The following is a 19,790-nucleotide window of genomic DNA, read 5'->3' on the forward strand; positions in this document are numbered from 1 at the left end:
TCGCCGTTCGCCTTCGCTATACTCCGCGGCATGAGTATTCGAAAAGGCGGCGGAGACTGGGAGCCGATGCTGTTGGGGATTGAACCCCGCAACTGCAAGGTCTGTCATGAAGGGCTCTACCGCAATAAGACGTTTTTGACCGGCGGATGGTCTCGTTGTGCCTCCTGCGACGAGTTCGTTCATTACAGTTGCCTGGCCAGCGGCAAGGTTTCGTTCCTGAAAGCCCGTCCCCGCCTGTGCAAGGCTTGCCGCGCTGCCCAACAGGGCACTCCCCTTCCTTCGCCTTCGCCGAAGGAAGAGGCTCCAACGGCCGTCGGGTCGTGACCCCCAGCTCACAATCAAGCCCGGTGGAAACCCGTCCGGGCTGGCATGTCTTTTTTTCCGAATCGGTCCGGTTCGTTCTCGCGCCTCTCATTCTCCTCTTCAGTGGATTTTTCACCGCGAACTTCATCGTCAGTGGCGAATATACCTGGCCGCGGACCAGCCGGACATTGGCGTTGACGCTGACGGTACTGATTCTCTCCCGCGAATTTGTCTACAAAGAACAGCTGTCGCACAACGACTCGCTGGGTCGTGCGCGGTCGGCACTCCTCTATTCCTGTGTGCTACCTTACATGCTGGGCGTGGTGGTAATGCTCATTCTATGGGCCCTGTAGCCGGATGCTGAAAAAGACCGCCAGCTTCGTTCTCGCCTCGAACGCATCCTCAACGTAGCCAGGGGCTACGCTTCCGGTGCGTTCATCGGCTGCGGCCTTGCTGGACGGCCTTTTTGAGCATCCGGCAAGAGGGGTTGTCTGTTATGCCGCAGGTATAGTCTGATAAAGTTCTGTCGTGTTGAATTGATTTTTCGGCAGCTTGCTAGCAGGCTGCTTTGGCGCGAGGACGGTCTATGGCAGAAATTATCCGTAGCGGAGCCTTTCTCCAACAATGTTGGTCGGTACATCCGCTCTGTCTGAAGGTCAAGCGCGTTGAGCCGGAGCGCATTGTCGTGCTTACTTGTAGCTCCTGTCGCATGGTGCATCGGGTGACCACCGATGCGGTGACCAGGCAGGATGCGACAGGGGATTCCACGTCGCCTGTCATCGATCCTGCACAGCCGGACGGACTTCCGGCGCTCAAGAACTGTATGGGCACCCATGTGTCCGCTCTATCGGTCCGGGAGATGGATGTGTTTGAGGATGCGCTGTGGGTCCGCTGTGCGGAATGCCGAGCGCAGTACGACTTGACGGTCTCCCAGTTCGAAACCCATCAGAAGTAGCCGGCCCCCCTTCGAGCCGGTCGCCTGCGTCGTGATGACTATGCCCTCCCAATTCACAGACGAAGAGACAGCCGTACTGGCCGATCAGCACTTTTTTCGCGCCAAGGCGCACATCATGGCGAAGATGCGTCACTCGCTCTCAGCCACCCATGCTCTGTTGAAAGAAGAGGTCTCGTCGACCGCGCTCGTGACCCCGCCGGGTTTCAATCAAGCTACCTGCCAATTTGTGAAGGGAGAGCATCTCGAATCCTTTCCCTACCAATACCTGGATTTCCCGAAACACTTTCACGACTCGAATGTCTTTGCTTTTCGGACGCTCTTTTGGTGGGGGCATCATGTCGTCTGTGCTTTGCTGTTGGAGGGGGAGGGAATCAAGCAACACAAGGCTAGGATCGTCGACCGGTTTCATCAGCTCGCCGGACAGGGGTTGGAGCTGTCCCTGGCGCCGACCTTGTGGGAATGGAAACGTGGCGAGGGGTATACGTTGCCGATCACCCATGATCGCAAGGCACAGATTGCCGCCGTGTTGGCCGAACGGTCATTCTTGAAGATTGTCCGTTTCCTGCCGTTCACCGATCTCAGGGTGCAGTCGGGCCACGTGCCGGAATTCAGCCGCGAGACCTTTCGGGCCATCCTGCCGATCGTGACCCGCTAGTTGTGATATTTGTCTATGAATCGCAACTTGGGTAGACTGGGCTCGCTTCAACGGTACGGCGGCCAATCGCAAGGAGGATCAATCGTGATACAGACAAGCGGACGACTGGGCATCGGTATCCTGTGTGCGGCAAGTCTCTTGATGGGAACCGGTTGTGCTGGGAGCGGGAAAACGTTCTATCTGGATCTGCAGCAGAAACAAGCGGCGGCGCAGTACATGGAGCCGGAGCCGGTCAAGATCGTGATCGAATCGTTCGAGGATCGGCGGTTGGAGAAAAACAGGCTCGGTCTGCGGACTCATTTATGGGGTGGTGTGACCTACTTTAATGTGGCGGGAGAGCGGCCGGGGGATGTGGTGGCCCAGGCCCTGGCCGATCGACTAAAGGCGCGTGGATGGAAGGATCGGCCCTGGACGGTGCGGGTCGCGTCCAGCGGGGCCGTGACGAATCTGAACGATGCCGACATTGTCATCAGCGGGCAGCTGCTCGATTTTTCAGCCAACGCGAAGAGCCGGATTTTCTCCACGGCGGTCAACACGAGTAGCAAGATGGTCATTACCGCAAGGAATCTTGGCGACAAAAGTTCGACGACCAGATCGGTCGAAGGGGCGCAGCGCGATACGGTGGTCTGGTTCAACGAAGAGGATGTGCGGGATCTGATGTCGGCAACCCTGAAAGACGGGATCGATCGGTACCTGGCCGATACGACGATCGAGCAGAAGGCCTTGCGGCCGGCGCGTTGATGGGTGTGGGGGAAGAGGTGATCCATCGTGCGTGAACGTCGTTGGGAAACGACGACCCCGCTGACTTTCGGTCAGGTGCTCGCTGTGGGCGAACGGCTGGCTGCGTTGGGATTGAAGCCGGCAGTGCCGTCACGAGACGTCATCTGTTATATCGAAGAATGGACGGTCGAGGCTCCTGAGGATTTCGATCAGCTGGACGCTTGGCCCACGGAAGATGAGACGCTGATCCATGTCCGCGAGGGGTGGCGCGGCGACTTCTTTCTCCTGGCCGGGGCCTATCACACCGTCTACCAGCGGTATCAGGACGTCGGCACGTACTGCTCGATCAGCCATCCCTGGCGCATTCGCGATCCGCTGCGGCTGCACGATCCCCGTAGCATGCTCTGGCTGGGATTTCGCCATGCCCATTCGTTTATCCGTGTCCGGCTCCACACGAAAGAGGTCATCACTCCTGGGGAGACGCGCGGTGATTCCGAGCGGGCACAGTGGCTGGAGGAACGGCGCACGGCGTTCCTCGAAGCGATTACACTGCTGGAGCTTCCCGTCGAGACATCGGTTGAGAAGGGCCAACTGGTGTTGCGTCCAGTCGACCCCTCCGTGCCGTTTTTCTGTTCCTGGCCCGATGCGTTCGGGCCCTGTCAGCTCGAATTTAATACCTCAGACGCCTACGAGTTCCTGGTGCCGTCCAGTAAACTGGCTGCGACCTCTGCACCGGAGCCAGCCAGCGTCCGGGCCTATCTGACGGGCTTCTCGGAGGACGCGCTGGTCGATTTCCAATCGATTGATCCACCTGCCCGTTCTGTCTATCGTTGCTCGGTCCATTGTCCGCTGGATGACTTGCCGGAGATCCGTTCGGTGATCGATCCCGATGGCCGCCTCTACAGTACGCTCTGCGAGTTTCAAACCAGGGAACTGCTTCCGAGTGGAGAGGATGCCTCTGCCATCATCGGGATCGTCGGCAACGAAGCGGGGTTCCACATCGAGGCTCGCTTGAACCGGGCTCCGCTGGGCGAAGATCTGATGGCTCCCTGGTTGGAGCGGTTGATCGGGCATGGGGTGGTGTATGCCCCGCTCCCCCCCTTCCTCTAGCAGGATGCTGAAAAAGTCCGCCAGCGTCGTTCTCTGGTCGAAATAATCCTCAACGTACTCCAGAGGGTACGCCTCCGGTTATTGCTTCCCTGCGGCCTCGTTGGATGACCGTTTTGAGCCGTCCGCGTTCTTTTCTTTGTTTGACAATTTTGCCGATATGCTGAAACGTTAGGGCCCATGTCTGCCTTACACGGTCTCAAGGGAGTCCTCACCAAGCCCTTCATGCCTCCGGTGTTCTTCTTTTCCGGGGTGGCCTACGACACATTGACGCTTACCCGCATCGATCGCTTGCAAGACAATCTGTTATTGCTGATCTATCTGCTCTTGTTGGGCCTGCTCATCGTGCTGACCGGGCGGTTGGGGATCGAGCCGGCGCCGGACCAGGAACAGTTGGCGACGTTGTCACCCTTCGCGCGCTGGGTGCTGCGCGTGAGACCCTACTATCCGATGGCGGTGCAGTTTCTCCTGGGCGGGCTGTTCAGCGCCTATGCCATCTTCTATTCCCGTAGCGCGACATTGACGAGCAGTGCGATATTCTTCGCCCTGTTGGTGCTGCTTCTGGTCGCGAACGAATTTTTGCGCGATCGACTCTCCAGCCTGCGCCTCCTCGTGAGTCTCTACGCCCTGGTCTGTTTCGCATTTTTCACGTTCTTTCTCCCGGTCATGACCGGGCTCATGAATGCGACGATCTTCCTGATCGGAGCCGGCCTGAGCGCGGTCGTGACATTTCGTGTGGTGCATTTGATTTATCGGAATAATCCGGACCGCTCAAAGCGCGAGGCCGTCGGGGTCACGGCGCCGGCCTTTGCGTTGATCGGATTGCTGGTCGGGTGTTACTTCCTCAATTGGATTCCTCCCGTGCCGCTCTCGATGAAGTTCGGCGGGATCTATCATGAGGTGAAAAAGAGCGGCGATCGGTTCGAACTGTCGTTCGAACGAAAGTGGCATCAGGTCTGGAAACAGTCGGATACCACCTTTCCGGCCAACGAACCGATCTACTGCTTTACCGCTGTCTTTGCCCCGGTGGCCCTGGATACGACCGTCTACCACCATTGGTATTTCCGGCCGAACAGCAACAAACCCTTTACCCATGCCGACAAGATTCCCATCAAGATTTCCGGCGGGCGGGAAGGTGGCTATCGGGCCTATACGTTCAAGCAACGGCTCGACCCGGGCGATTGGCGAGTGGATGTGGAGACGGAAGATGGACGTATCGTTGGGCGGGTATCCGTCAAGGTTGTCGAACAGGGCGATGCGCAGCCAGCCCTGAGGACGGTCTTGTATTAATGAAGTCTCTTAGTGGGCTCAAGCTTCTTGCCGAGCAAGAGGGCGCGGGGATGTCAGCCAAGAAAGGCGACCGTATCGTTTATAATGTCAGAATCTTTCTGAGCCAGGGTGACGAAGTTCCCCTCAACGACGTTCAGTCCAAGTAGAGTCCTATAGGGTTGGTGCGAGTGGAGGGGGGCGTGACATTCGTCGATCACACTCTTATGCTCGGACGTCGCCAGGCGATTGCCGGAGTCGAGCATGCGCTCATCGGCATGAAAGTCGGGGGCTATCGGAAAGTCCGCGTGAGTCCGCACCTGGCCTATCAGGATAAGGGCATTCCGGACCTCATCCCTCCCGGTGCGGTTTTGATGTGTGAGATCTGGTTGCGCAACATTGAGAACCTGTCCTCGGGTGAACCATTACCAGGAGTCGTATGAGCGCTCGCATTTTAGCGGCCTGTCCCTCCAGTCCTAACTGTGTCTCGACTCTAGCTCAGGATGTGGGCCATGCCATCGCGCCCATTCGCTACCACAAGTCTCGGGCGGAGGCGAAGGAGGCGTTGAAAGCAGCGGTTCAGTCGCTGCCACGCACCAAGCTCGTCGAAGAGGACGACTTCTACCTGCACTACGAATTCACCAGCCTGTTACTCCGGTTCGTCGATGATGCCGAGTTTCTCTTCGACGACGAGACGAAGACCCTCCATTTCCGCTCTGCATCACGGACCGGCTACAGCGACCTGGGCGCCAATCGCACGCGCATGGAGCAGATCCGTACCCTCGTGGGGGAAACGCTCTAGCGCTATTAGGCATTTCCCTTTGGCGTTCGATGGTCTCTTGTTATGGTATGGCAAGCAGGAGGCCAGGGCTATGGGGTTTAAACGAAAAGGGTCACGGGTTGAAGTCAGCCGGGGCGGGCGACTGCAGCGGGGGGCTCTCTCAGCGCCCTGTAAGGTTCTGGACGTCAGCGAGACAGGGGTCAAGATTGAAAGCCGCTTGTTCGTGAAGAGCGGCGATGCACTCCAGCTCGCGGTCGAACTCGATCAGGGGAGAACGCTGACGTGCGGCTTGCAAGTCGTCCATGTGCGTTCCCCAAAGTTCGGCGCGACGATTACCTCGATCAGCCCGGAGGACAGGGAGCGATTGGCCCATATCCTGGACGATCACGTGCAGAGTAATTTCTCCCGCCGGTAACCGTTCTTGCTCCAAGGCTTGGCAGGCTGAGCTCGTCAGATACCAAGGACCGCGCTTTAGATTTCCATACCATAGACCGAAAGAGGATCTAGCCGCCTGCTAATGTGCGGGGCTGGGTGGTTTCTGGCCAAGCCGGGTCGTGTGCTGGAAGACGCATTTCGGGCAGGTGTAGTGAACGAACTGCTGCCCACCGACCAAGCGCTTCTTCATCGGCACTTGGCACCAGGTGCAGAGGCGATCCGGGAGCTCCGTCAGAGATTGGTTGAGGGGTGTCGTCATGGGCGGCATTCTCTCCGACCGCCGAGAACCTTGTCAACCGATCGAAGGCCCTCGATCGCAGCGGCGTGAAAAAAAGTTTTGTCACCTGCGTTGATGAGAAATATTTCGTGGTATAGTCCGAAATGACGATTCATCGTCACCGGTTCTCCACCCTCCTAACAGAAAGGTGTCACCACTATGAGTAGCTCGGCTGGTTCCGAGTCCGCAATCTTACCAACTGAGTCCCTGGCAGCTTCTTCCATTGCCCCCCAAGAGATGGTGGGCGAGGGAAAAGCGTGGGGACTGTGTACCTCCGTCGACCTCCAAGACTGCAATCCCGATCTCATCCGCAACGCCGACCATATTCGCCGCTATGTCGTGGAGCTGTGCGAGCTCATCGGCATGAAGCGTTTTGGCGAGTGCCAGGTCGTCGATTTCGGCTCAGGTCGAGTCGCCGGGTATTCCATGGTGCAGCTGATCTCGACGTCGTTGATCAGCGGCCATTTTGCCAACGATACGAACAACGCCTATCTCGATATATTCAGCTGCAAGGGTTATGACCCTGCGGTCGTCGAGACCTTCTCCAAAGATTTCTTCGGCGCGCGTCGCAGTACCGCGACGGTTACGCTCCGTTACTAGCGAGGGATCGGGAGCCGCGCTCGCGCGGCTCCCGCGGTCGATGCCCGAGCTCCTCCCGTTCCACGAATCATGAAGCCAACCACCATTCAAGACTTTTTTAAGCTGCTTCCCGGCAAGCTCGACGCAGATGCGGCCGAGGATGTCGATGCGGTCTATCAATTCGACTTGAGCGGCGTCCAGGGCGGCCAGTACATTCTCACGATCCGGGGTGGGGTCTGTCAGGTGTCCGACGGGATGCACGAGGATCCGCACGTCTCGCTCTCGATGAGCGGGGAGGATTGCATCAAGATTTTAAAGGGCCAGCTGAGCGGACCGGCCGTCGCCATGTCCGGGCGGCTCAAGATCAGCGGAGACATCGGCTTGGCGATGCAACTGAAGGCGCTCTTCCCTTCCCTCGGCTAACCAGCCAACTCCTTTAGCAGGATGCTGAAAAAGTCCTCCAACGTCGTTCTCGGCTCGTCAAAATCCTCAACGGGGACCCGGCCGCCTCACCACTCGGCGGCGCGCACAAACGCGGTGCTCCTTATTCGTCGCACCGTGCGCCCCGAGAGGGTACGCCTCCGGTTTTGACTCGCCTGCGGCCTAGTTGGATGTCTTTTTGAGCATCCTGCGTTCATAGCTCAGCATTCATAGCTCAGCTGTTCACTCGCCTGCAGCCTGCTACCGACTGATTGGAGCTTGTCCCGGTTCTGCCGGCATCCAATCGGTATCCTGCTCTGAGGCCTCGTCCTTATGGCGGGGAAATCGTTCTTCTAAAATCACATAGATCGTCGGGACGAGAAAGAGTGTGAGGATCGTCGAGACGCTGAGGCCTCCAACGACCGTGCGTGCCAGGGGAGCGTTCGTTTCACCGCCGGTTCCCCAGCCGATGGCCATAGGAAGTAGTCCGACCACCGTGGCCAGGGAGGTCATCAGGATAGGCCGGAGCCTCGTCCGCGCCGCCGTGATTGCCGCATCGTGCAGTTCCCGCCCTCTTCGCCGCAGGACGTTCGTGTAATCCACCAGCAGGACGCCGTTTGAGACGACGATACCCAACATCATGATGATGCCCATCATCGACGTGGTGGAGAGGGTCGTATCGGTCAGGAAGAGGATCAGGATCACGCCCGGGAAGCCCATCGGGACCGAAAACATGATGACGAAGGGATCGATCAGCGATTTGAACTGCGCAGCCATCACCATATAGACGAGAACCAGGGCCAGGATCGTGGCAAACAACAGTCCCTCGAAGGTTTCTTTCTGTTGTTGGATCTGCCCGGCCAACTTGATGCTGAAGCCGGTCGGGAGTTGAATTTTGGCCAGGCCTTCCTCCAGATCGGTTGCGATGGCGCCAAGGTCCCGGTTCACGGGGTTGGCCGTCAGATGGACGACCCGCTGAAAATATTTGCGCTCGATCTTCACCGGGCCGGCATTGAGCTTAAGCGAGGCCACGTTTTTGAGCAGAACCGGCTCTCCGGTCTTGGCGGTCAGAACGATGTTTTCGATGTCTGTGAGATCTTTCCGGTGCTCCTCTGCGAGCCAGGCGCTGATGTAGTATTCATTCCCGTTTTGCGGGTCGGTGTAGATGATGGGGTCGGTTTGGCCGTTGCCGTTGAGTGAGAAGAGCACGGCATTGGCCACGTCCGTTTCGCTGATTCCGAGGAGGGCGGCCTTCTCACGATCCACCACCACGTTGACCTCCGGGTAGTTCTCCTCGCGGCTGACTTCGATGTCGGCCAGACCCGGTATCTGGTGCATCAGCGTTTCGACTTCCCTGATCACCCCACGGGCTTTCTCGAAATCGTAGCCGTAGATCTCCACGTCGACGGACTTCTGCGACCCGAAACTGGTGACCCGTTTAACGAGCCCGCCCGGATCGAAAAACATCGCGACGCCTGGAAACAGCTTGACGACCTTGGGCCTCACCTCGTTCATGATTTGCACTTGGTTCCGCGTCCGTTTATCCGGCGACACGAGATAGACGGAGATGACCGACGTATGGGGGCCGGTGTTCGGATTGAAGAGGGAGGATCGGCCTTGCACCAAGACGCCGGTGCTGGAGACCATCGTTTCCAGTTCCTCGGCGGGGATCTGCGCCCGCAGCACCCGTTCGACCTCGGCCACTTGCTGCTCGGTTTTCTCCACCCGTTGCCCGACCGGCGCCCGGAGCACGATGCGGAACTGGCTCTCATCCGACACCGGCAAAAATTCCGTTCCGATCTTGGGCACCAGCGCGAGCGAGGCGACGAAGAAGAGCAGGACGCCGCCGATGAAGAGCGTGCGATGGGCCAGGACCCAACGAAGCGACCCCTCATAGCCTTTGTCCAGGGATTCATACCGGTCGCGGCTCCAATCCATCAGACGGACGAACCACGACGGCATCGACTTGTGCGATTCCTGTTCCGCCTTGAGGAATTTATAGCAGAGCGCCGGGGTGACCGTGCGCGAGACGAAAAAGGACGTGAACAGCGAGATGGCGATCGTGATGGTGAGGGGGATCAAGAGCAAGCGGGCAATGCCGACGACGAAGAAGATCGGAAGGAAGACGACGACCGTGGTGATCGTCGAGGCCAAAATGGGCATCGCCACCTCGCGGGCCGCCTCCAGGATCGCGTTCCAGCGTCGAGGCGTCGTGTTGAGGTGGCGCTGAATGTTTTCAAGCTCCACAATAGAGTCGTCGACGAGCCGGCCGATCCCGAGGGCCAGGCCACCCAGCGTGAAGACGTTCAGCGTTTGTCCGGAGAAGTAGAGCACGATGAAGGTCACCATGATCGAGAGGGGAATGGCGACGGAAATGATCAGGGTGCTCGTGAGATTGCGGAGGAAAATGAGGATGACGGCTGCAGCCAGCAACGATCCGTGGAGCGCCTGCTCGATGAGGTTGCCGATCGATTGGCGGATGTAGACCGATTGGTCGAAGGAAATGCCCAGTTTCACGCCGGACGGAATGCCCACCATCTTCGGCAGAGCCTTGCGCAGCGCATCCACCACCTGCACGGTGTTGGCGATGGGCTGTTTATTGACGCGTAAGTAGACGGCTCTGGTTCCGTCCGTCCGGACGATGTTGGTCTGAATATCCGACGAGTCGGTCACGGTCCCGACATCCCGCACACGCACAGGGCTGCCCTGAGAATTGACCTTCACGATGACGTCTTGGATCGGGTCGACCGTGCGGAATTGATTGTTGGTGAAGACGTTATAGTCCAGATTGCCGGCTTTGATGTCGCCCGATGGAAGGATGAGGTTGGCGGCTTTCACGGACTTGACCACGTCGAGGATCGAGAGGCTCCGGGCGTTCAAGAGGGCCGGGTCGAGGTTGATGTTGATCTGGCGGATCTTCCCGCCTTCCACAGTGGCGGCGGCGACATCCGCAATCTGTTCGATTTGCGGCGCAATCGTATTGTAGGCCAGGTCGTAGAGGGCCCGTTCATCGAGATCGTCGCTGGAGACGGTCACGAAGGAGACGGGAATGTTTGAGATGTCGAACTTCACGATGAAGGGTTGCAAAATACCTGGTGGCAGGCTGTTCAGGATTTGCGTCACCCGTTGCATCACCTCCATCTGGCCGACGTTGATGTCTGCGCCCCAGTTGAACCAGATCTGCACCGCGCCGATGCCCTGTTTCGCAAACGACTCGACATGCTCGACGTTCGAGGCAGAACTGACAGCTTTCTCGATGGGATAGACGACGCTCTGTTCGATGTCGAGCGGCGGGGCTCCTTTATAAATGACCCCAACGAAGGCCACCGGCACCTGAATCTGAGGGAAGAGATCGACCGGCAGTCGCTGCAGAGAGGTGGCGCCCAGGAGCACCATGGCAAGGGACAGCATCAGGATGCCGATACGATTGCGCAGTGCGAGGAGGGTTAGCCACATAATGGAAGAAGTGATGCGTAATGAGTCATGAGTGATGAGTTAAGAAATGGGAAAATGAGCGGTGCATGAGGCTGATCACCCATCACCCTTCACTGGGCTCAGGGATTGTGTCTGCACCGGAGTCCCATCGTGCACGAGGTCTTTTCCGGAAACGATGACTTGCTCCGACCCATCGAGGCCCTTGGTGATCTCCACCCGGTTCTCCTCGCGGACGCCGATTTCCACCGGAATACGCTGGGCTTTGCCGTCGCGCACAATATAGACATATTGGGCATCTTCCAATCGGCTGACTGCGTCGATGGGGATCTGTAACGCGTTTTTATGGCTGCCGACCAGGACCTCGACGCGGGCGAACATGCCGCCCTTCAAGACATGATCCTTGTTCGGGAGATCCACCTCGACGGTCATCGTGCGGGTGGCGCGGTTCAACGCCTGTACGACTCTGGTGACCGTGCCTTCGAAGACGCGCTCGGGATAGGCTTCGGCTCGAACCTCTGCTTTTTGGCCCAGATGGATGAGCGGCACGTCCTTCTCGACCACCTCGATCAAAATGCGGACCGTCTGGATCTCATGGAGAGTCAGGATGCCCCGCGAGGTGGTGGAGGTGCCGGCGGTCGCTCCGCTGACGTAGGCGCCGAGATCGAGGTTGCGTTCGGCCACATAGCCGGCGAAGGGGGCGCGGATGTAGGAGTAGGCCAGGTTCGTCTCGGCCTGTGCCAGGGCGACATCCATCTGCTGGACCTGCGCGCGAAGCGAGTCGAGAGACGCGGCTGCCCCGTCGTACGCGACCTGGGCGTTATCCAAATCTTGTTGAGAGACGAATTGATCTTTGATGAGCGCCTGCATCCGATTGAGCGTGAGGGTGGTGTTGCGGACGCTCGCGTCCTGCTGTGCGACTCGCGCTCTGGCGGCTGCCAAGTTGGCCTTGGCCTGGTTGACGGCATGTTGATAGTCCGTGTGGTCGATCTCGACCAGGAGCTGATTGGCTTTCACGAGGTCGCCCTTGTCGACGTAGATCTTGCCGATGTAGCCGTCGACCCGCGAGAACAGATTGACCGCCTGATTGGGGGTGATGTCGGCGGTATAGGTGAGCCGGATGTCGAGGTCCTGCTTGAGCGGCGCCACCGTGGCGACGGTAATGGCCCGGGCCTTGCGGGTGTCGGTCTTCGCGCCGCTGCTGAGGCGAAACACCACGAGGGCCGTGAGCGCAAAAAAGATAATGACCCCGAGGGTGACGATCGGATGTTGCTTGAACCGATTCATCGGGAACGCCTCCCCGGCGTTGTACGAACGGCCGGTTTCTTGATGAGTCCGGTGAGAAAGAGATCGACATAGGTGGCGACAGTGTCTTCATGGGACTGATGCATCGGGACTCCGAATATCTCATGGAGCAGACGGTGGTGGACGACCATGCCGATGAATGCGCGGGCCGTCAGGAGGGGGTCGAGCGGCCGAAATGCGCCATCGTCGATGCGTGTGCGAATGTACGCGGCGAGGTGGTCGTAGAAGACTTTGTGGTGCTTGCCGAAGAACATGTCGGAGAGTTCATGGCCTTCCAGCGCGCTGAACAAGAGGAGCCGTAAGAGTGTCGAATCGACCCCAGGGCGAATGCGAAAGCTCGCGATCATCGTAAACACGCGATGGTCGTCCCGTTTTTTGGCCGCCTCCTCCACCGCTTCGAGCAGTTCGTTGACGGTGACCTTTTCCGCCAGAATCGCGGCGTAGAGCGCCCGTTTCGTCGGGAAATACTTGAAGACCAGGGCCTCGCTGACGCCCGCGGCCTTGGCGATTTCCTTTGTCGTGGTGCCGTTAAATCCTTTGGCGGCAAAAAGCGACGCAGCCGCGGCGATCAGTCCGGCCTGTCGTTCTCTGCTGGAAGGGCGTATGGATCGAGGCAGTTGGCGCATACATCTCCAGAAAGTGAGTGAGTCATTACTCACTCACTTTCGAACGATAGCATGCCGTGAGGCGCACTGACAAGAAACGATCCAGTCTGTGGCGAGATACTGCCTACCTGGCTGATAGAGTGGCTAAAAGGTTGCTGACAACCTACCAAACCACTGCAGAAATGTGCATGTCAGAAGTGTTCGTAGGCTGTTCAGCAAGGCCGTCCAGCAAGGCCGCAGCAAGCGGAGAGGCGAAGCGTACTCTCGGCAGTACGTTGAGCCTCTGCGCGCCGCGAGAACGCCGCTGGCGGCTTTGCTGGACAGCCTGCTAAGGGAGGGAGGTGAGGTGTGGCCGTTGTGAGCTCGAACGGTCAACGAGAGCAAATAAGGGGGGGCCGTCGCTGAGCGTGGAGCGGTTCATATGTTTCCAGAGGAAATGGCGGAGCCTGGTCCGCTCTCGAGCCGTGATGCGAAGAAACTCGATTCCGCATTCGAGTGGTGCGGACCGGACGACCCGAACTTCAGAAATGAGAATTGGGCGGGAGGTCTCAGGGATGGTCAGGTAGAGATCCCAGAAGCTTCCGAGGGGCAACGCCTCCGTGCTGGAGATTTTGCACCCGCGTTCAGACAGATCAATGGCCACGCCATGGCTGACATGCTGGAAGTGATCGGTTGCTGAAAGGCGAACGATGAGCTGAACAGGCACTCGCTGGGCGGCTCTGCGGTCCGTGGTCTGACCCGGAAGATGGGTCGTCACGTCTGTTCCTGACCGCCGTCGTTTTGCCATGAGAGGCTCCGTACTGCAGGCAATGGGCCTACTCAGAATGTGTAAGAGTCGAGCACAGGAAGTGACGGAGTCGGTTGCCTTCCCGTAGGCCCATGTCCATGATCTCGACTCCAAATTGACGGCCTGAGGTCCAGGCGACCTTCGTCTCCATCACGAACAGCGGGTCTTTCCCGTCGGGGAGGTAGAGGAACAGTGCCAGTTCCATCCCAGGCATGACGACGGTGTTTCCGCGAATACCGAGTCCAAGATATGAAAGATCCGTGACGCTGCCATCGCCCATGAGGATCTCGCCTGAACGGTGTTGGGACGAGTACATCAAGCTGAACTCCATCGGGGCTCGTGAGCGGTCCCTCCTATTGACCGTTTCCCCCGGAGACTGAAGCCTACGCTCAGATGCGACTGGTGTGTGCGTCATGAGACACCTCCTCGTTTCTGCGACGGACTCAGTTGTTGCCGTCCTGGTTGTTTGACGGGCTGTTGTGATCCCACAAGAACAATCGAAGATGATTCATGTTCTCCAACTTCATGGCTCCCAGCTCGACTCCAAATCGCCGTCCCTCGACCCAGGAGACCCGGCTCTGAGCCACACAGAGGGGCTCCTCCACTCCGGGAATATCGACAAAGAGGGCCAGTTCCATGCCGAGTGTGACTGAGCGATTCCCGCGAATGCCGATTCCGTTCGCCGAGAGGTTGGTCACGACGCCGTCGGCGATCAGCATCTGGCCGGAGTCCATGCCGGAGTAGAGCAAGGTGAAGATCGTCGGGGTGCGGCTCTTGTGCCGACGGTCTGATTGACCTGGATATTCGGCGACTGTAGAGATGGAAGAGGCGGTGTTCATGGTTCCCTCCGTGACAACAATCAAAGTCTAGATAATGCGAAATGCCGTTCGTCGATTGTCCAAAGATGACAGTCGGACATGCTTCCAGATCACTTCCTGTATGCGTTTCCGTTCCTCTGCCGACAATTTGGGGAATCTAACGGAAAAGGAGGCTCTTTCGATCCAGGAGATGGAGACGTCCGTGAGGCACAGGGGCACCTGCCCATCCTCGAGGTAGAGGTGCAGGGTGAGGCTGCTTCCCAGCGAGCTCATGGGCGCGCCCAGGATTTTGCAGCCTGTTTTGGAGAGGTCTTTCAGGATTCCTTCGCCTGTGACGATTCGCGCGCCTTCTGTCCCGGAGTAGCTGATTCGATACCCGATCGGCACTCGCTCGGCATAGCGCCGATCCAAGAGCGAATGGGCTTTCTGGTGGGTGCTTCGAACTGCAGAGTGACTCAACTTCATCGGGCCTCCTTAGTGGTTTCGCCGCGGGACCTCTGTTCCCCGCGACAGTTTCAGAATACCGGATTCTAGGATTTCAACCATCCCTAGAGAGGGGGGATTGGAGCCCCACCAGAAGGGGGGTGAATGAGCGCGCAGGCCAAATTGGCGTGGGTTTCTGCAGGATGCTGAAAAAGTCCGCCAGCTTCGTTCTCACCGTGAACGCATCCTCAACGTAGCCTAAGGGCTACGCCTCCGGTGCGTTCATCGGCTGCGGCCTTGCTGGATGGCCTTTTTGAGCATCCTGCAGACTGGGGCAACTCCATGCCTTGGGGAGTGAAGTAAGGCTGAATTGAGAGAGAATGTCGAAGGGGTATGGACGAGTCTCGGGTAAGGCTCTCAGGAGGGATCGCAGTACAGGCTATGGCCGGGGTCGATCGCTTCCCGGATGGAGACTGAGAGGCTGGCTAGGCATGAGGCGAGAGGGTGCCTAAAAGACGGTGGCAGAGTTGCCTTCGGTGATTTTGAGGCGGAGTTCCTGGCTTTCGAAAAAGATGATGCCGCGATCCGTGGCGATCTCGTATCGAAGATTGATGTCGCTCTCGAAGCCTGTCCAGCTGTAAAACTTGACGGAGCCGCCGGTAAATTGCCCCGGTGTGCGGTCGAGTGAGCCATAGCGGGATTGGAGATAGGTCAGGATCTGATCGTGGGTCGCTTTGCCTTGGTAGCGGACGGTGACGCGGGCAAATTTCCCGTCCACAGTCAGGAATCGCATGGAGTCGACCTTCGCTGGGCCGAGCGAAGGGGCTCCGGTTTTCAGTTCATAGGTTTGAGCACGGCCGGTATCCTCGATTTTGGCAAAGGTGTCGGTTTCCGAGAAGGCCGCGCCCCAGGGGATGCCCTCGAAGCCGTTCGGATCGTTCAGCATCGGTACGGCGAAGGCGAGAGTGCCGGACAGGGTGAGGACACAGAAAACTTGGATCAGGATGCTCAAACAGGCCGTCCTCATCGTTTGTCCGTCGTTCGTGAAGCGTGAAGCGTATCTCGCAAGCCAGAAAGATTTCCGCTTCACGAATAACGTTTCACGAGATACGGTCTTTGTGCCGGCGGAATTTTTCAGCATCCTGTTACTCCGCTGAATCCGTAATGCGGTCGTTGAATCGCGGCGCGAGGGTGCGGCTGTCGATGAAGAGATAGCCTCGCTCCGTGTTCGCGTGATACGTCAGGTTGATCTCTGTGTCGGCTCCGCGCCATGTATATTGCTGATTCAGGCCTCGCATCATCTGCCCGGGGATGCGCTCCAGGGAACCGAACTGCTGTTCGAGGTAGGTGAGGATCTGTTTGTGCCGATCGTCGCCTTGATAACGAATGGTCACACGGGCAAATTGGTCATCGACCGCCAAGAAGCGGACGCTGTCGACCGGGACTCCGGCATACGACGGCGCACTGTTCTTCAATTGGAATTCGTTGACATGCGGGCCTGGCTGGGTGATTTCGAAGTCCGGCCTTGCGGTGAGGGCCACCCCCCAGGTCATGCCCTGGGATCCGTTCGGATCGTTCACCATCGGCACGGCATGAGCGAGCAGGGGGCTGCCGAGAGAGAGCAGCAGTCCCCCTAGAACGAGGAGTCTGCCCGCGTGATGTCTCTGCCGTGCGATCATAGCAGAACGCTACCATGGCCGATCCGATGGCGCAACTCCCTCCGTTTTGTTGAGAATGCCCCGAGGCATAGCTTATAATGCGCGCGTTTTTCCATGTGCGTAGCGGCGAGGAAGCGATACATGATTGAAAGCGATGCGTTTGTCCAAGCACTCCAAGATATCGGGGTGGATTTCTTTACGGGGGTTCCCGATTCCATCCTGGGCGGCATTATTGCCGAGTTGATGGAGCGGCGCCTCTATACCCCGGCCGTGAGGGAGGACGAAGCGGTGGCGATGGCAGCCGGGGCCTATATGGCGGGCAAGATTCCCGCGGTGCTCATGCAGAACTCCGGGCTCGGGACCTCGCTGAATACGCTGATCTCTCTGAACTATATTTATCAGCAGCCCTGCATTCTGATTGTGTCCTGGCGGGGGCAAGGCGGGAAGGATGCGCCGGAGCATCTGGTCATGGGCGAGGTGATGGAGCCGTTCCTCGATACCATGAAGATCCCCCATCGCACCCTGACGGAAAAGACGGCAGTTGAGGATCTGAGATGGCTGGCGGAGACCTTCATGAAGCAGCGCATTCCCGTCGCGCTCTTGATAACCAAAGGGGTTGTGAAAGGGTTACACCCATGAGGCCGGAGCAAGGAACGATGCAGAGTCGGGCGATGGCCATGGCGGCCTTGATGGAGCTGCTGACCGATCAGCCGGTGATTATTTGTAACGGATTTCCCTCGCGAGAGGCCCAGAAAATTGCCGATCGTCCGACCCATTTTTATATGATCGGGTCCATGGGCTCGGCGGCGGCGATCGGGCTGGGTGTGGCGCTGGCCAAGCCGAAGAAACACGTGATCATTTTTGACGGTGACGGCAATGTGCTGATGGGCATGGGTACGTTGGCCACGATCGGCGCGCTCAAGCCGAAGAATTTCATCCATGTGGTGTTCGATAATGAAGTCTACGGCACAACCGGCAATCAGCCGACGATTTCCAATGTCGTTCAGCTGGAGAAGGTGGCGAAGGCGGCCGGTTATGTGAACGTCGAACGGGTGCGGGAACGGGAAGATCTGGTCTACGAGTTCAAAGACATGCTGAAGAAAGACGGGCCGAGCATGTTGCTGGTGAAAGTCAACGAGATGGTGGAAGATGCCGGGCGGGTGATGCTGGACCCGCCGGACATAACGAAGCGGTTCATGAACGCAATACAATAGCGATCAGCCTTTAGCGTCAGCGGTCAGCGTCCGAATGAGCTGATGGCTGAAAGCTGATGACTGAACGCTGAAGGGACATATGATTCTCCTGAATCCTGGGCCTGTCAACGTGAGCGAGCGGGTACGGCAGGCGCTATTGCGGCCGGATATCTGCCATCGGGAGTCTGAGTTCACCGAACTCCTGTATGGGATTCAGGCCAAGCTGCTGAAACTCTTTGTGCCGGGGGCGGAGGCGGATTATGCCGCTGTGGTGCTGACCGGGTCGGGAACGGCGGCGGTCGAGTCTGCCGTCATGTCGTCGCTCCCGCAAGGCAAACGCATGCTGGTGCTCAACAACGGCGTGTATGGCGAGCGCATTTCCCAGATGGTCGGGCTCAATCGCCTGGGCGTGTCCGAACTCAAATACGACTGGATGACGAAACCGGACCCAGAGCGGCTGCGGCTGGCGCTCCGACAACATCCTGAGGTGCAGGCGGTGGCGATGGTCCATCATGAGACGACCACCGGCCTCATCAACCCGGTCAAAGAAGTCGCGGAAGTTGTCGACAGCCAGAACCGGGTTTTCATTCTGGACGCGGTCAGCGCCTTGGCAGGCGAGCCGTTGGATATCGCCGGGCCCCACATCTATATGGTGGCTGGCACATCCGGCAAATGTATCCAGGGATTCCCCGGCCTGGGCTTCGTGCTCGTCCGCAAGGGATTTCTGGAGAAGATGCGTGGCTACCCCAGACGGTCGATCTATCTCAGCCTCACGCAATATGTGGATAACCAGGGCGCCGGGACGACTCCGTTCACGCCGGCCGTGCAGATTTATTATGCGTTCGACGAGGCGTTGAACGAACTGATGGAAGAAGGCGTGGCCAAGCGGATTCAGCGATACAAGAAGATCGCGACGCTGATCCGGGATCGCATGACGAAGCTGGGCGTGAAGCCGCTCCTGGCTCCCGACAAACAGTCCAATACGATCACGGCCTATCATCTCCCCGAGGGCATCACCTATCAGTCGCTGCACGATCAACTCAAAAAAGAGGGCTACGTGATTTACGCGGGCCAAGGCCAGTTCGAGAGCCAGATCTTCCGCGTGGCCAACATGGGCGTCCTGACGGAGGCGCAGATCGTCGGGTTCCTCGACGCCTTTGAACGGATCTCCGGCAAAGCATGAAAGCCATCATCCTCGCAGCAGGGGTTGGGAAGCGCTTATGGCAGGTGACGCAACATCGCCCGAAGTGCCTCATCGAGATCGGTGGGCAGACGCTCTTGCACCGTTACCTCACGTCGCTCCGGAGCGTCGGGATCCAGTGCGCCGACATCGTCGTGGGGTATAAGCAGGAGATGATTCGCGCGGCGGTGGCGGCGAACTCTTGTGATGTGCGGGTGAACTTCCTCGTCAACGAGGCGTTTCACCGAGGCAGCATTTCTTCGCTCTGGATCGCGCGGACGGCCTTGGACGACGATGCCATCGTCATGGATGCGGATGTCCTGTTCCATCAGGAGATTTTGCGCCGCCTGGTGCAGTCCCCCTACGCGAACGCGTTGCTCATGGATGAAACCGTCAAGCAGACCGGAGAAGAATGTATGGTGGTGGTGGAAGGTGGGCGTGTGATTGCGCTGACCAAGCAGATGCCGTCGCATTACGATTACGCCGGAGAAGGCGTGGGGTTCCTCAAGGTTCGTCATGCCGATGCGACCCATGTAGTGGCCTCCCTCAGGACCCATGTAGATCGCGAAGCCTGGCAGATGGAATACGAGGATGCGCTCGTGGGGTTCTTTGCCGACGTCAAAGTCGGGCATGAAAAAATCGGGGGGCTTCCCTGGACCGAGATCGACTTCCTGGAAGATGTGGAAAAAGCGGAACGGGACGTGTTGCCGAAACTCTAGGTATGTCGTTCGTGGGAAGACGGAGCTGATAACAAATGGCATATAGCAGGAGAGATGAGCGTATGGCGTATAGCTGATGGCTCGGGGAAGCACCGTCTGCCGGGAAGGGGAGTCGATCGTTGGTTTCGGCAGTTCCAAATCTGATTCCTAGCCATAAGCCAGCCGCCATCTG

The 19,790-nt window shown here is 58.4% G+C and carries 25 protein-coding genes and 1 pseudogene; 16 read left to right on the forward strand and 10 right to left on the reverse strand.

Going from position 1 to position 19,790, the window contains the following annotated elements; genetic code table 11:
- The first annotated feature begins 30 nt into the window (after positions 1-30).
- The 10 genes from Q7U76_17215 to Q7U76_17260 all read left to right on the forward strand — a co-directional run bounded on the left by Q7U76_17215 (position 31) and on the right by Q7U76_17260 (position 6,202).
- The gene (locus Q7U76_17215; protein MDO8358120.1) at positions 31-324 is read left to right on the forward strand and encodes a hypothetical protein; all 294 of its coding nucleotides are present in this window, start codon (positions 31-33) and stop codon (positions 322-324) included.
- 23 nt (positions 325-347) lie between these two features.
- On the forward strand, positions 348-656 hold the full coding sequence (locus Q7U76_17220; GenBank protein ID MDO8358121.1) for a hypothetical protein: 309 nt from the start codon (positions 348-350) through the stop codon (positions 654-656).
- 233 nt (positions 657-889) lie between these two features.
- On the forward strand, positions 890-1,258 hold the full coding sequence (locus tag Q7U76_17225) for a hypothetical protein (protein ID MDO8358122.1): 369 nt from the start codon (positions 890-892) through the stop codon (positions 1,256-1,258).
- A gap of 34 nt (positions 1,259-1,292) precedes the next feature.
- On the forward strand, positions 1,293-1,913 hold the full coding sequence (locus Q7U76_17230) for a hypothetical protein (GenBank protein MDO8358123.1): 621 nt from the start codon (positions 1,293-1,295) through the stop codon (positions 1,911-1,913).
- 84 nt (positions 1,914-1,997) lie between these two features.
- Entirely contained in the window at positions 1,998-2,654 is a 657-nt protein-coding gene (locus Q7U76_17235) for a hypothetical protein (GenBank protein ID MDO8358124.1), read from the forward strand.
- Between the two features lie 27 nt (positions 2,655-2,681).
- The gene (locus Q7U76_17240; GenBank protein ID MDO8358125.1) at positions 2,682-3,743 is read left to right on the forward strand and encodes a hypothetical protein; all 1,062 of its coding nucleotides are present in this window, start codon (positions 2,682-2,684) and stop codon (positions 3,741-3,743) included.
- A gap of 177 nt (positions 3,744-3,920) precedes the next feature.
- On the forward strand, positions 3,921-5,030 hold the full coding sequence (locus Q7U76_17245) for a DUF2914 domain-containing protein (protein MDO8358126.1): 1,110 nt from the start codon (positions 3,921-3,923) through the stop codon (positions 5,028-5,030).
- A 179-nt stretch (positions 5,031-5,209) separates the two neighbouring features.
- Positions 5,210-5,449, forward strand: coding sequence for an FKBP-type peptidyl-prolyl cis-trans isomerase (locus tag Q7U76_17250; protein MDO8358127.1), 240 nt, complete (start codon positions 5,210-5,212; stop codon positions 5,447-5,449).
- The gene (locus Q7U76_17255) at positions 5,446-5,808 is read left to right on the forward strand and encodes a DUF1499 domain-containing protein (protein MDO8358128.1); all 363 of its coding nucleotides are present in this window, start codon (positions 5,446-5,448) and stop codon (positions 5,806-5,808) included. The genes Q7U76_17250 and Q7U76_17255 overlap by 4 nt, the downstream gene beginning before the upstream one ends.
- Before the next feature lie 70 nt (positions 5,809-5,878).
- Entirely contained in the window at positions 5,879-6,202 is a 324-nt protein-coding gene (locus Q7U76_17260) for a PilZ domain-containing protein (GenBank protein MDO8358129.1), read from the forward strand.
- Between the two features lie 99 nt (positions 6,203-6,301).
- Here the strand turns inward: Q7U76_17260 and Q7U76_17265 are convergent, their stop codons facing one another.
- Positions 6,302-6,481 carry a hypothetical protein gene (locus tag Q7U76_17265; protein ID MDO8358130.1) on the reverse strand — a complete coding sequence of 60 codons (180 nt, stop codon included), beginning with the start codon at positions 6,479-6,481 and terminating at the stop codon, positions 6,302-6,304.
- 273 nt (positions 6,482-6,754) lie between these two features.
- On the opposite strand from Q7U76_17265, the pseudogene Q7U76_17270 reads away from it, so the two are divergent.
- A pseudogene (locus Q7U76_17270) lies at positions 6,755-7,099 on the forward strand (S-adenosylmethionine decarboxylase).
- 69 nt (positions 7,100-7,168) lie between these two features.
- Positions 7,169-7,501, forward strand: a complete 333-nt coding sequence (locus Q7U76_17275) for an SCP2 sterol-binding domain-containing protein (protein ID MDO8358131.1) — start codon at positions 7,169-7,171, stop codon at positions 7,499-7,501.
- A 258-nt stretch (positions 7,502-7,759) separates the two neighbouring features.
- Here Q7U76_17275 and Q7U76_17280 read toward each other — a convergent pair whose 3' ends face one another.
- The 9 genes from Q7U76_17280 to Q7U76_17320 all read right to left on the reverse strand — a co-directional run bounded on the left by Q7U76_17280 (position 7,760) and on the right by Q7U76_17320 (position 16,547).
- Positions 7,760-10,954 (reverse strand): efflux RND transporter permease subunit, encoded by a 3,195-nt coding sequence (locus tag Q7U76_17280; GenBank protein MDO8358132.1) that lies wholly within the window; start codon positions 10,952-10,954, stop codon positions 7,760-7,762.
- 75 nt (positions 10,955-11,029) lie between these two features.
- Entirely contained in the window at positions 11,030-12,217 is a 1,188-nt protein-coding gene (locus Q7U76_17285; protein MDO8358133.1) for an efflux RND transporter periplasmic adaptor subunit, read from the reverse strand.
- Positions 12,214-12,861, reverse strand: coding sequence for a TetR/AcrR family transcriptional regulator (locus Q7U76_17290; protein MDO8358134.1), 648 nt, complete (start codon positions 12,859-12,861; stop codon positions 12,214-12,216). Before Q7U76_17290 ends, Q7U76_17285 begins: the two co-directional genes overlap by 4 nt.
- A 307-nt stretch (positions 12,862-13,168) precedes the next feature.
- On the reverse strand, positions 13,169-13,627 hold the full coding sequence (locus Q7U76_17295; GenBank protein ID MDO8358135.1) for a PilZ domain-containing protein: 459 nt from the start codon (positions 13,625-13,627) through the stop codon (positions 13,169-13,171).
- A gap of 28 nt (positions 13,628-13,655) precedes the next feature.
- Positions 13,656-14,042, reverse strand: a complete 387-nt coding sequence (locus Q7U76_17300) for a PilZ domain-containing protein (protein ID MDO8358136.1) — start codon at positions 14,040-14,042, stop codon at positions 13,656-13,658.
- Between the two features lie 28 nt (positions 14,043-14,070).
- Positions 14,071-14,466, reverse strand: a complete 396-nt coding sequence (locus tag Q7U76_17305; protein ID MDO8358137.1) for a PilZ domain-containing protein — start codon at positions 14,464-14,466, stop codon at positions 14,071-14,073.
- A gap of 27 nt (positions 14,467-14,493) precedes the next feature.
- Positions 14,494-14,910, reverse strand: a complete 417-nt coding sequence (locus Q7U76_17310) for a PilZ domain-containing protein (GenBank protein ID MDO8358138.1) — start codon at positions 14,908-14,910, stop codon at positions 14,494-14,496.
- A 466-nt stretch (positions 14,911-15,376) separates the two neighbouring features.
- Complete coding sequence (locus Q7U76_17315) at positions 15,377-15,880, reverse strand: hypothetical protein (GenBank protein ID MDO8358139.1); 504 nt, start codon at positions 15,878-15,880, stop codon at positions 15,377-15,379.
- A 133-nt stretch (positions 15,881-16,013) separates the two neighbouring features.
- Complete coding sequence (locus Q7U76_17320; protein MDO8358140.1) at positions 16,014-16,547, reverse strand: hypothetical protein; 534 nt, start codon at positions 16,545-16,547, stop codon at positions 16,014-16,016.
- A 120-nt stretch (positions 16,548-16,667) separates the two neighbouring features.
- Here Q7U76_17320 and Q7U76_17325 point away from each other — a divergent pair, with 120 nt between their 5' ends.
- From Q7U76_17325 to Q7U76_17340, 4 genes are all read left to right on the forward strand, one after another.
- Positions 16,668-17,165 carry a thiamine pyrophosphate-binding protein gene (locus Q7U76_17325; GenBank protein MDO8358141.1) on the forward strand — a complete coding sequence of 166 codons (498 nt, stop codon included), beginning with the start codon at positions 16,668-16,670 and terminating at the stop codon, positions 17,163-17,165.
- Positions 17,162-17,740, forward strand: coding sequence for a thiamine pyrophosphate-dependent enzyme (locus Q7U76_17330; protein MDO8358142.1), 579 nt, complete (start codon positions 17,162-17,164; stop codon positions 17,738-17,740). The genes Q7U76_17325 and Q7U76_17330 overlap by 4 nt, the downstream gene beginning before the upstream one ends.
- A 79-nt stretch (positions 17,741-17,819) precedes the next feature.
- Complete coding sequence (locus Q7U76_17335; GenBank protein ID MDO8358143.1) at positions 17,820-18,902, forward strand: alanine--glyoxylate aminotransferase family protein; 1,083 nt, start codon at positions 17,820-17,822, stop codon at positions 18,900-18,902.
- Positions 18,899-19,618 carry a phosphocholine cytidylyltransferase family protein gene (locus Q7U76_17340; protein ID MDO8358144.1) on the forward strand — a complete coding sequence of 240 codons (720 nt, stop codon included), beginning with the start codon at positions 18,899-18,901 and terminating at the stop codon, positions 19,616-19,618. Before Q7U76_17335 ends, Q7U76_17340 begins: the two co-directional genes overlap by 4 nt.
- Positions 19,619-19,790 lie beyond the last annotated feature (172 nt).

The organism is Nitrospirota bacterium (genome assembly GCA_030645475.1).
In the GTDB taxonomy this organism is placed as follows: Bacteria; Nitrospirota; Nitrospiria; order Nitrospirales; family Nitrospiraceae; genus Palsa-1315.

Bases quoted from the DNA above. Each gene is read 5' to 3' on its own strand.
- Q7U76_17215 (MDO8358120.1), top strand. From the start codon at position 31: ATGAGTATTCGAAAAGGCGGCGGAGACTGGGAGCCGATGCTGTTGGGG.
- Q7U76_17225 (MDO8358122.1), top strand. From the start codon at position 890: ATGGCAGAAATTATCCGTAGCGGAGCCTTTCTCCAACAATGTTGGTCG.
- Q7U76_17230 (MDO8358123.1), top strand. From the start codon at position 1,293: ATGACTATGCCCTCCCAATTCACAGACGAAGAGACAGCCGTACTGGCC.
- Q7U76_17245 (MDO8358126.1), top strand. From the start codon at position 3,921: ATGTCTGCCTTACACGGTCTCAAGGGAGTCCTCACCAAGCCCTTCATG.
- Q7U76_17255 (MDO8358128.1), top strand. From the start codon at position 5,446: ATGAGCGCTCGCATTTTAGCGGCCTGTCCCTCCAGTCCTAACTGTGTC.
- Q7U76_17260 (MDO8358129.1), top strand. From the start codon at position 5,879: ATGGGGTTTAAACGAAAAGGGTCACGGGTTGAAGTCAGCCGGGGCGGG.
- Q7U76_17265 (MDO8358130.1), bottom strand. From the start codon at position 6,481: ATGACGACACCCCTCAACCAATCTCTGACGGAGCTCCCGGATCGCCTC.
- Q7U76_17275 (MDO8358131.1), top strand. From the start codon at position 7,169: ATGAAGCCAACCACCATTCAAGACTTTTTTAAGCTGCTTCCCGGCAAG.
- Q7U76_17280 (MDO8358132.1), bottom strand. From the start codon at position 10,954: ATGTGGCTAACCCTCCTCGCACTGCGCAATCGTATCGGCATCCTGATG.
- Q7U76_17285 (MDO8358133.1), bottom strand. From the start codon at position 12,217: ATGAATCGGTTCAAGCAACATCCGATCGTCACCCTCGGGGTCATTATC.
- Q7U76_17290 (MDO8358134.1), bottom strand. From the start codon at position 12,861: ATGCGCCAACTGCCTCGATCCATACGCCCTTCCAGCAGAGAACGACAG.
- Q7U76_17295 (MDO8358135.1), bottom strand. From the start codon at position 13,627: ATGGCAAAACGACGGCGGTCAGGAACAGACGTGACGACCCATCTTCCG.
- Q7U76_17300 (MDO8358136.1), bottom strand. From the start codon at position 14,042: ATGACGCACACACCAGTCGCATCTGAGCGTAGGCTTCAGTCTCCGGGG.
- Q7U76_17305 (MDO8358137.1), bottom strand. From the start codon at position 14,466: ATGAACACCGCCTCTTCCATCTCTACAGTCGCCGAATATCCAGGTCAA.
- Q7U76_17310 (MDO8358138.1), bottom strand. From the start codon at position 14,910: ATGAAGTTGAGTCACTCTGCAGTTCGAAGCACCCACCAGAAAGCCCAT.
- Q7U76_17320 (MDO8358140.1), bottom strand. From the start codon at position 16,547: ATGATCGCACGGCAGAGACATCACGCGGGCAGACTCCTCGTTCTAGGG.
- Q7U76_17325 (MDO8358141.1), top strand. From the start codon at position 16,668: ATGATTGAAAGCGATGCGTTTGTCCAAGCACTCCAAGATATCGGGGTG.
- Q7U76_17330 (MDO8358142.1), top strand. From the start codon at position 17,162: ATGAGGCCGGAGCAAGGAACGATGCAGAGTCGGGCGATGGCCATGGCG.
- Q7U76_17335 (MDO8358143.1), top strand. From the start codon at position 17,820: ATGATTCTCCTGAATCCTGGGCCTGTCAACGTGAGCGAGCGGGTACGG.
- Q7U76_17340 (MDO8358144.1), top strand. From the start codon at position 18,899: ATGAAAGCCATCATCCTCGCAGCAGGGGTTGGGAAGCGCTTATGGCAG.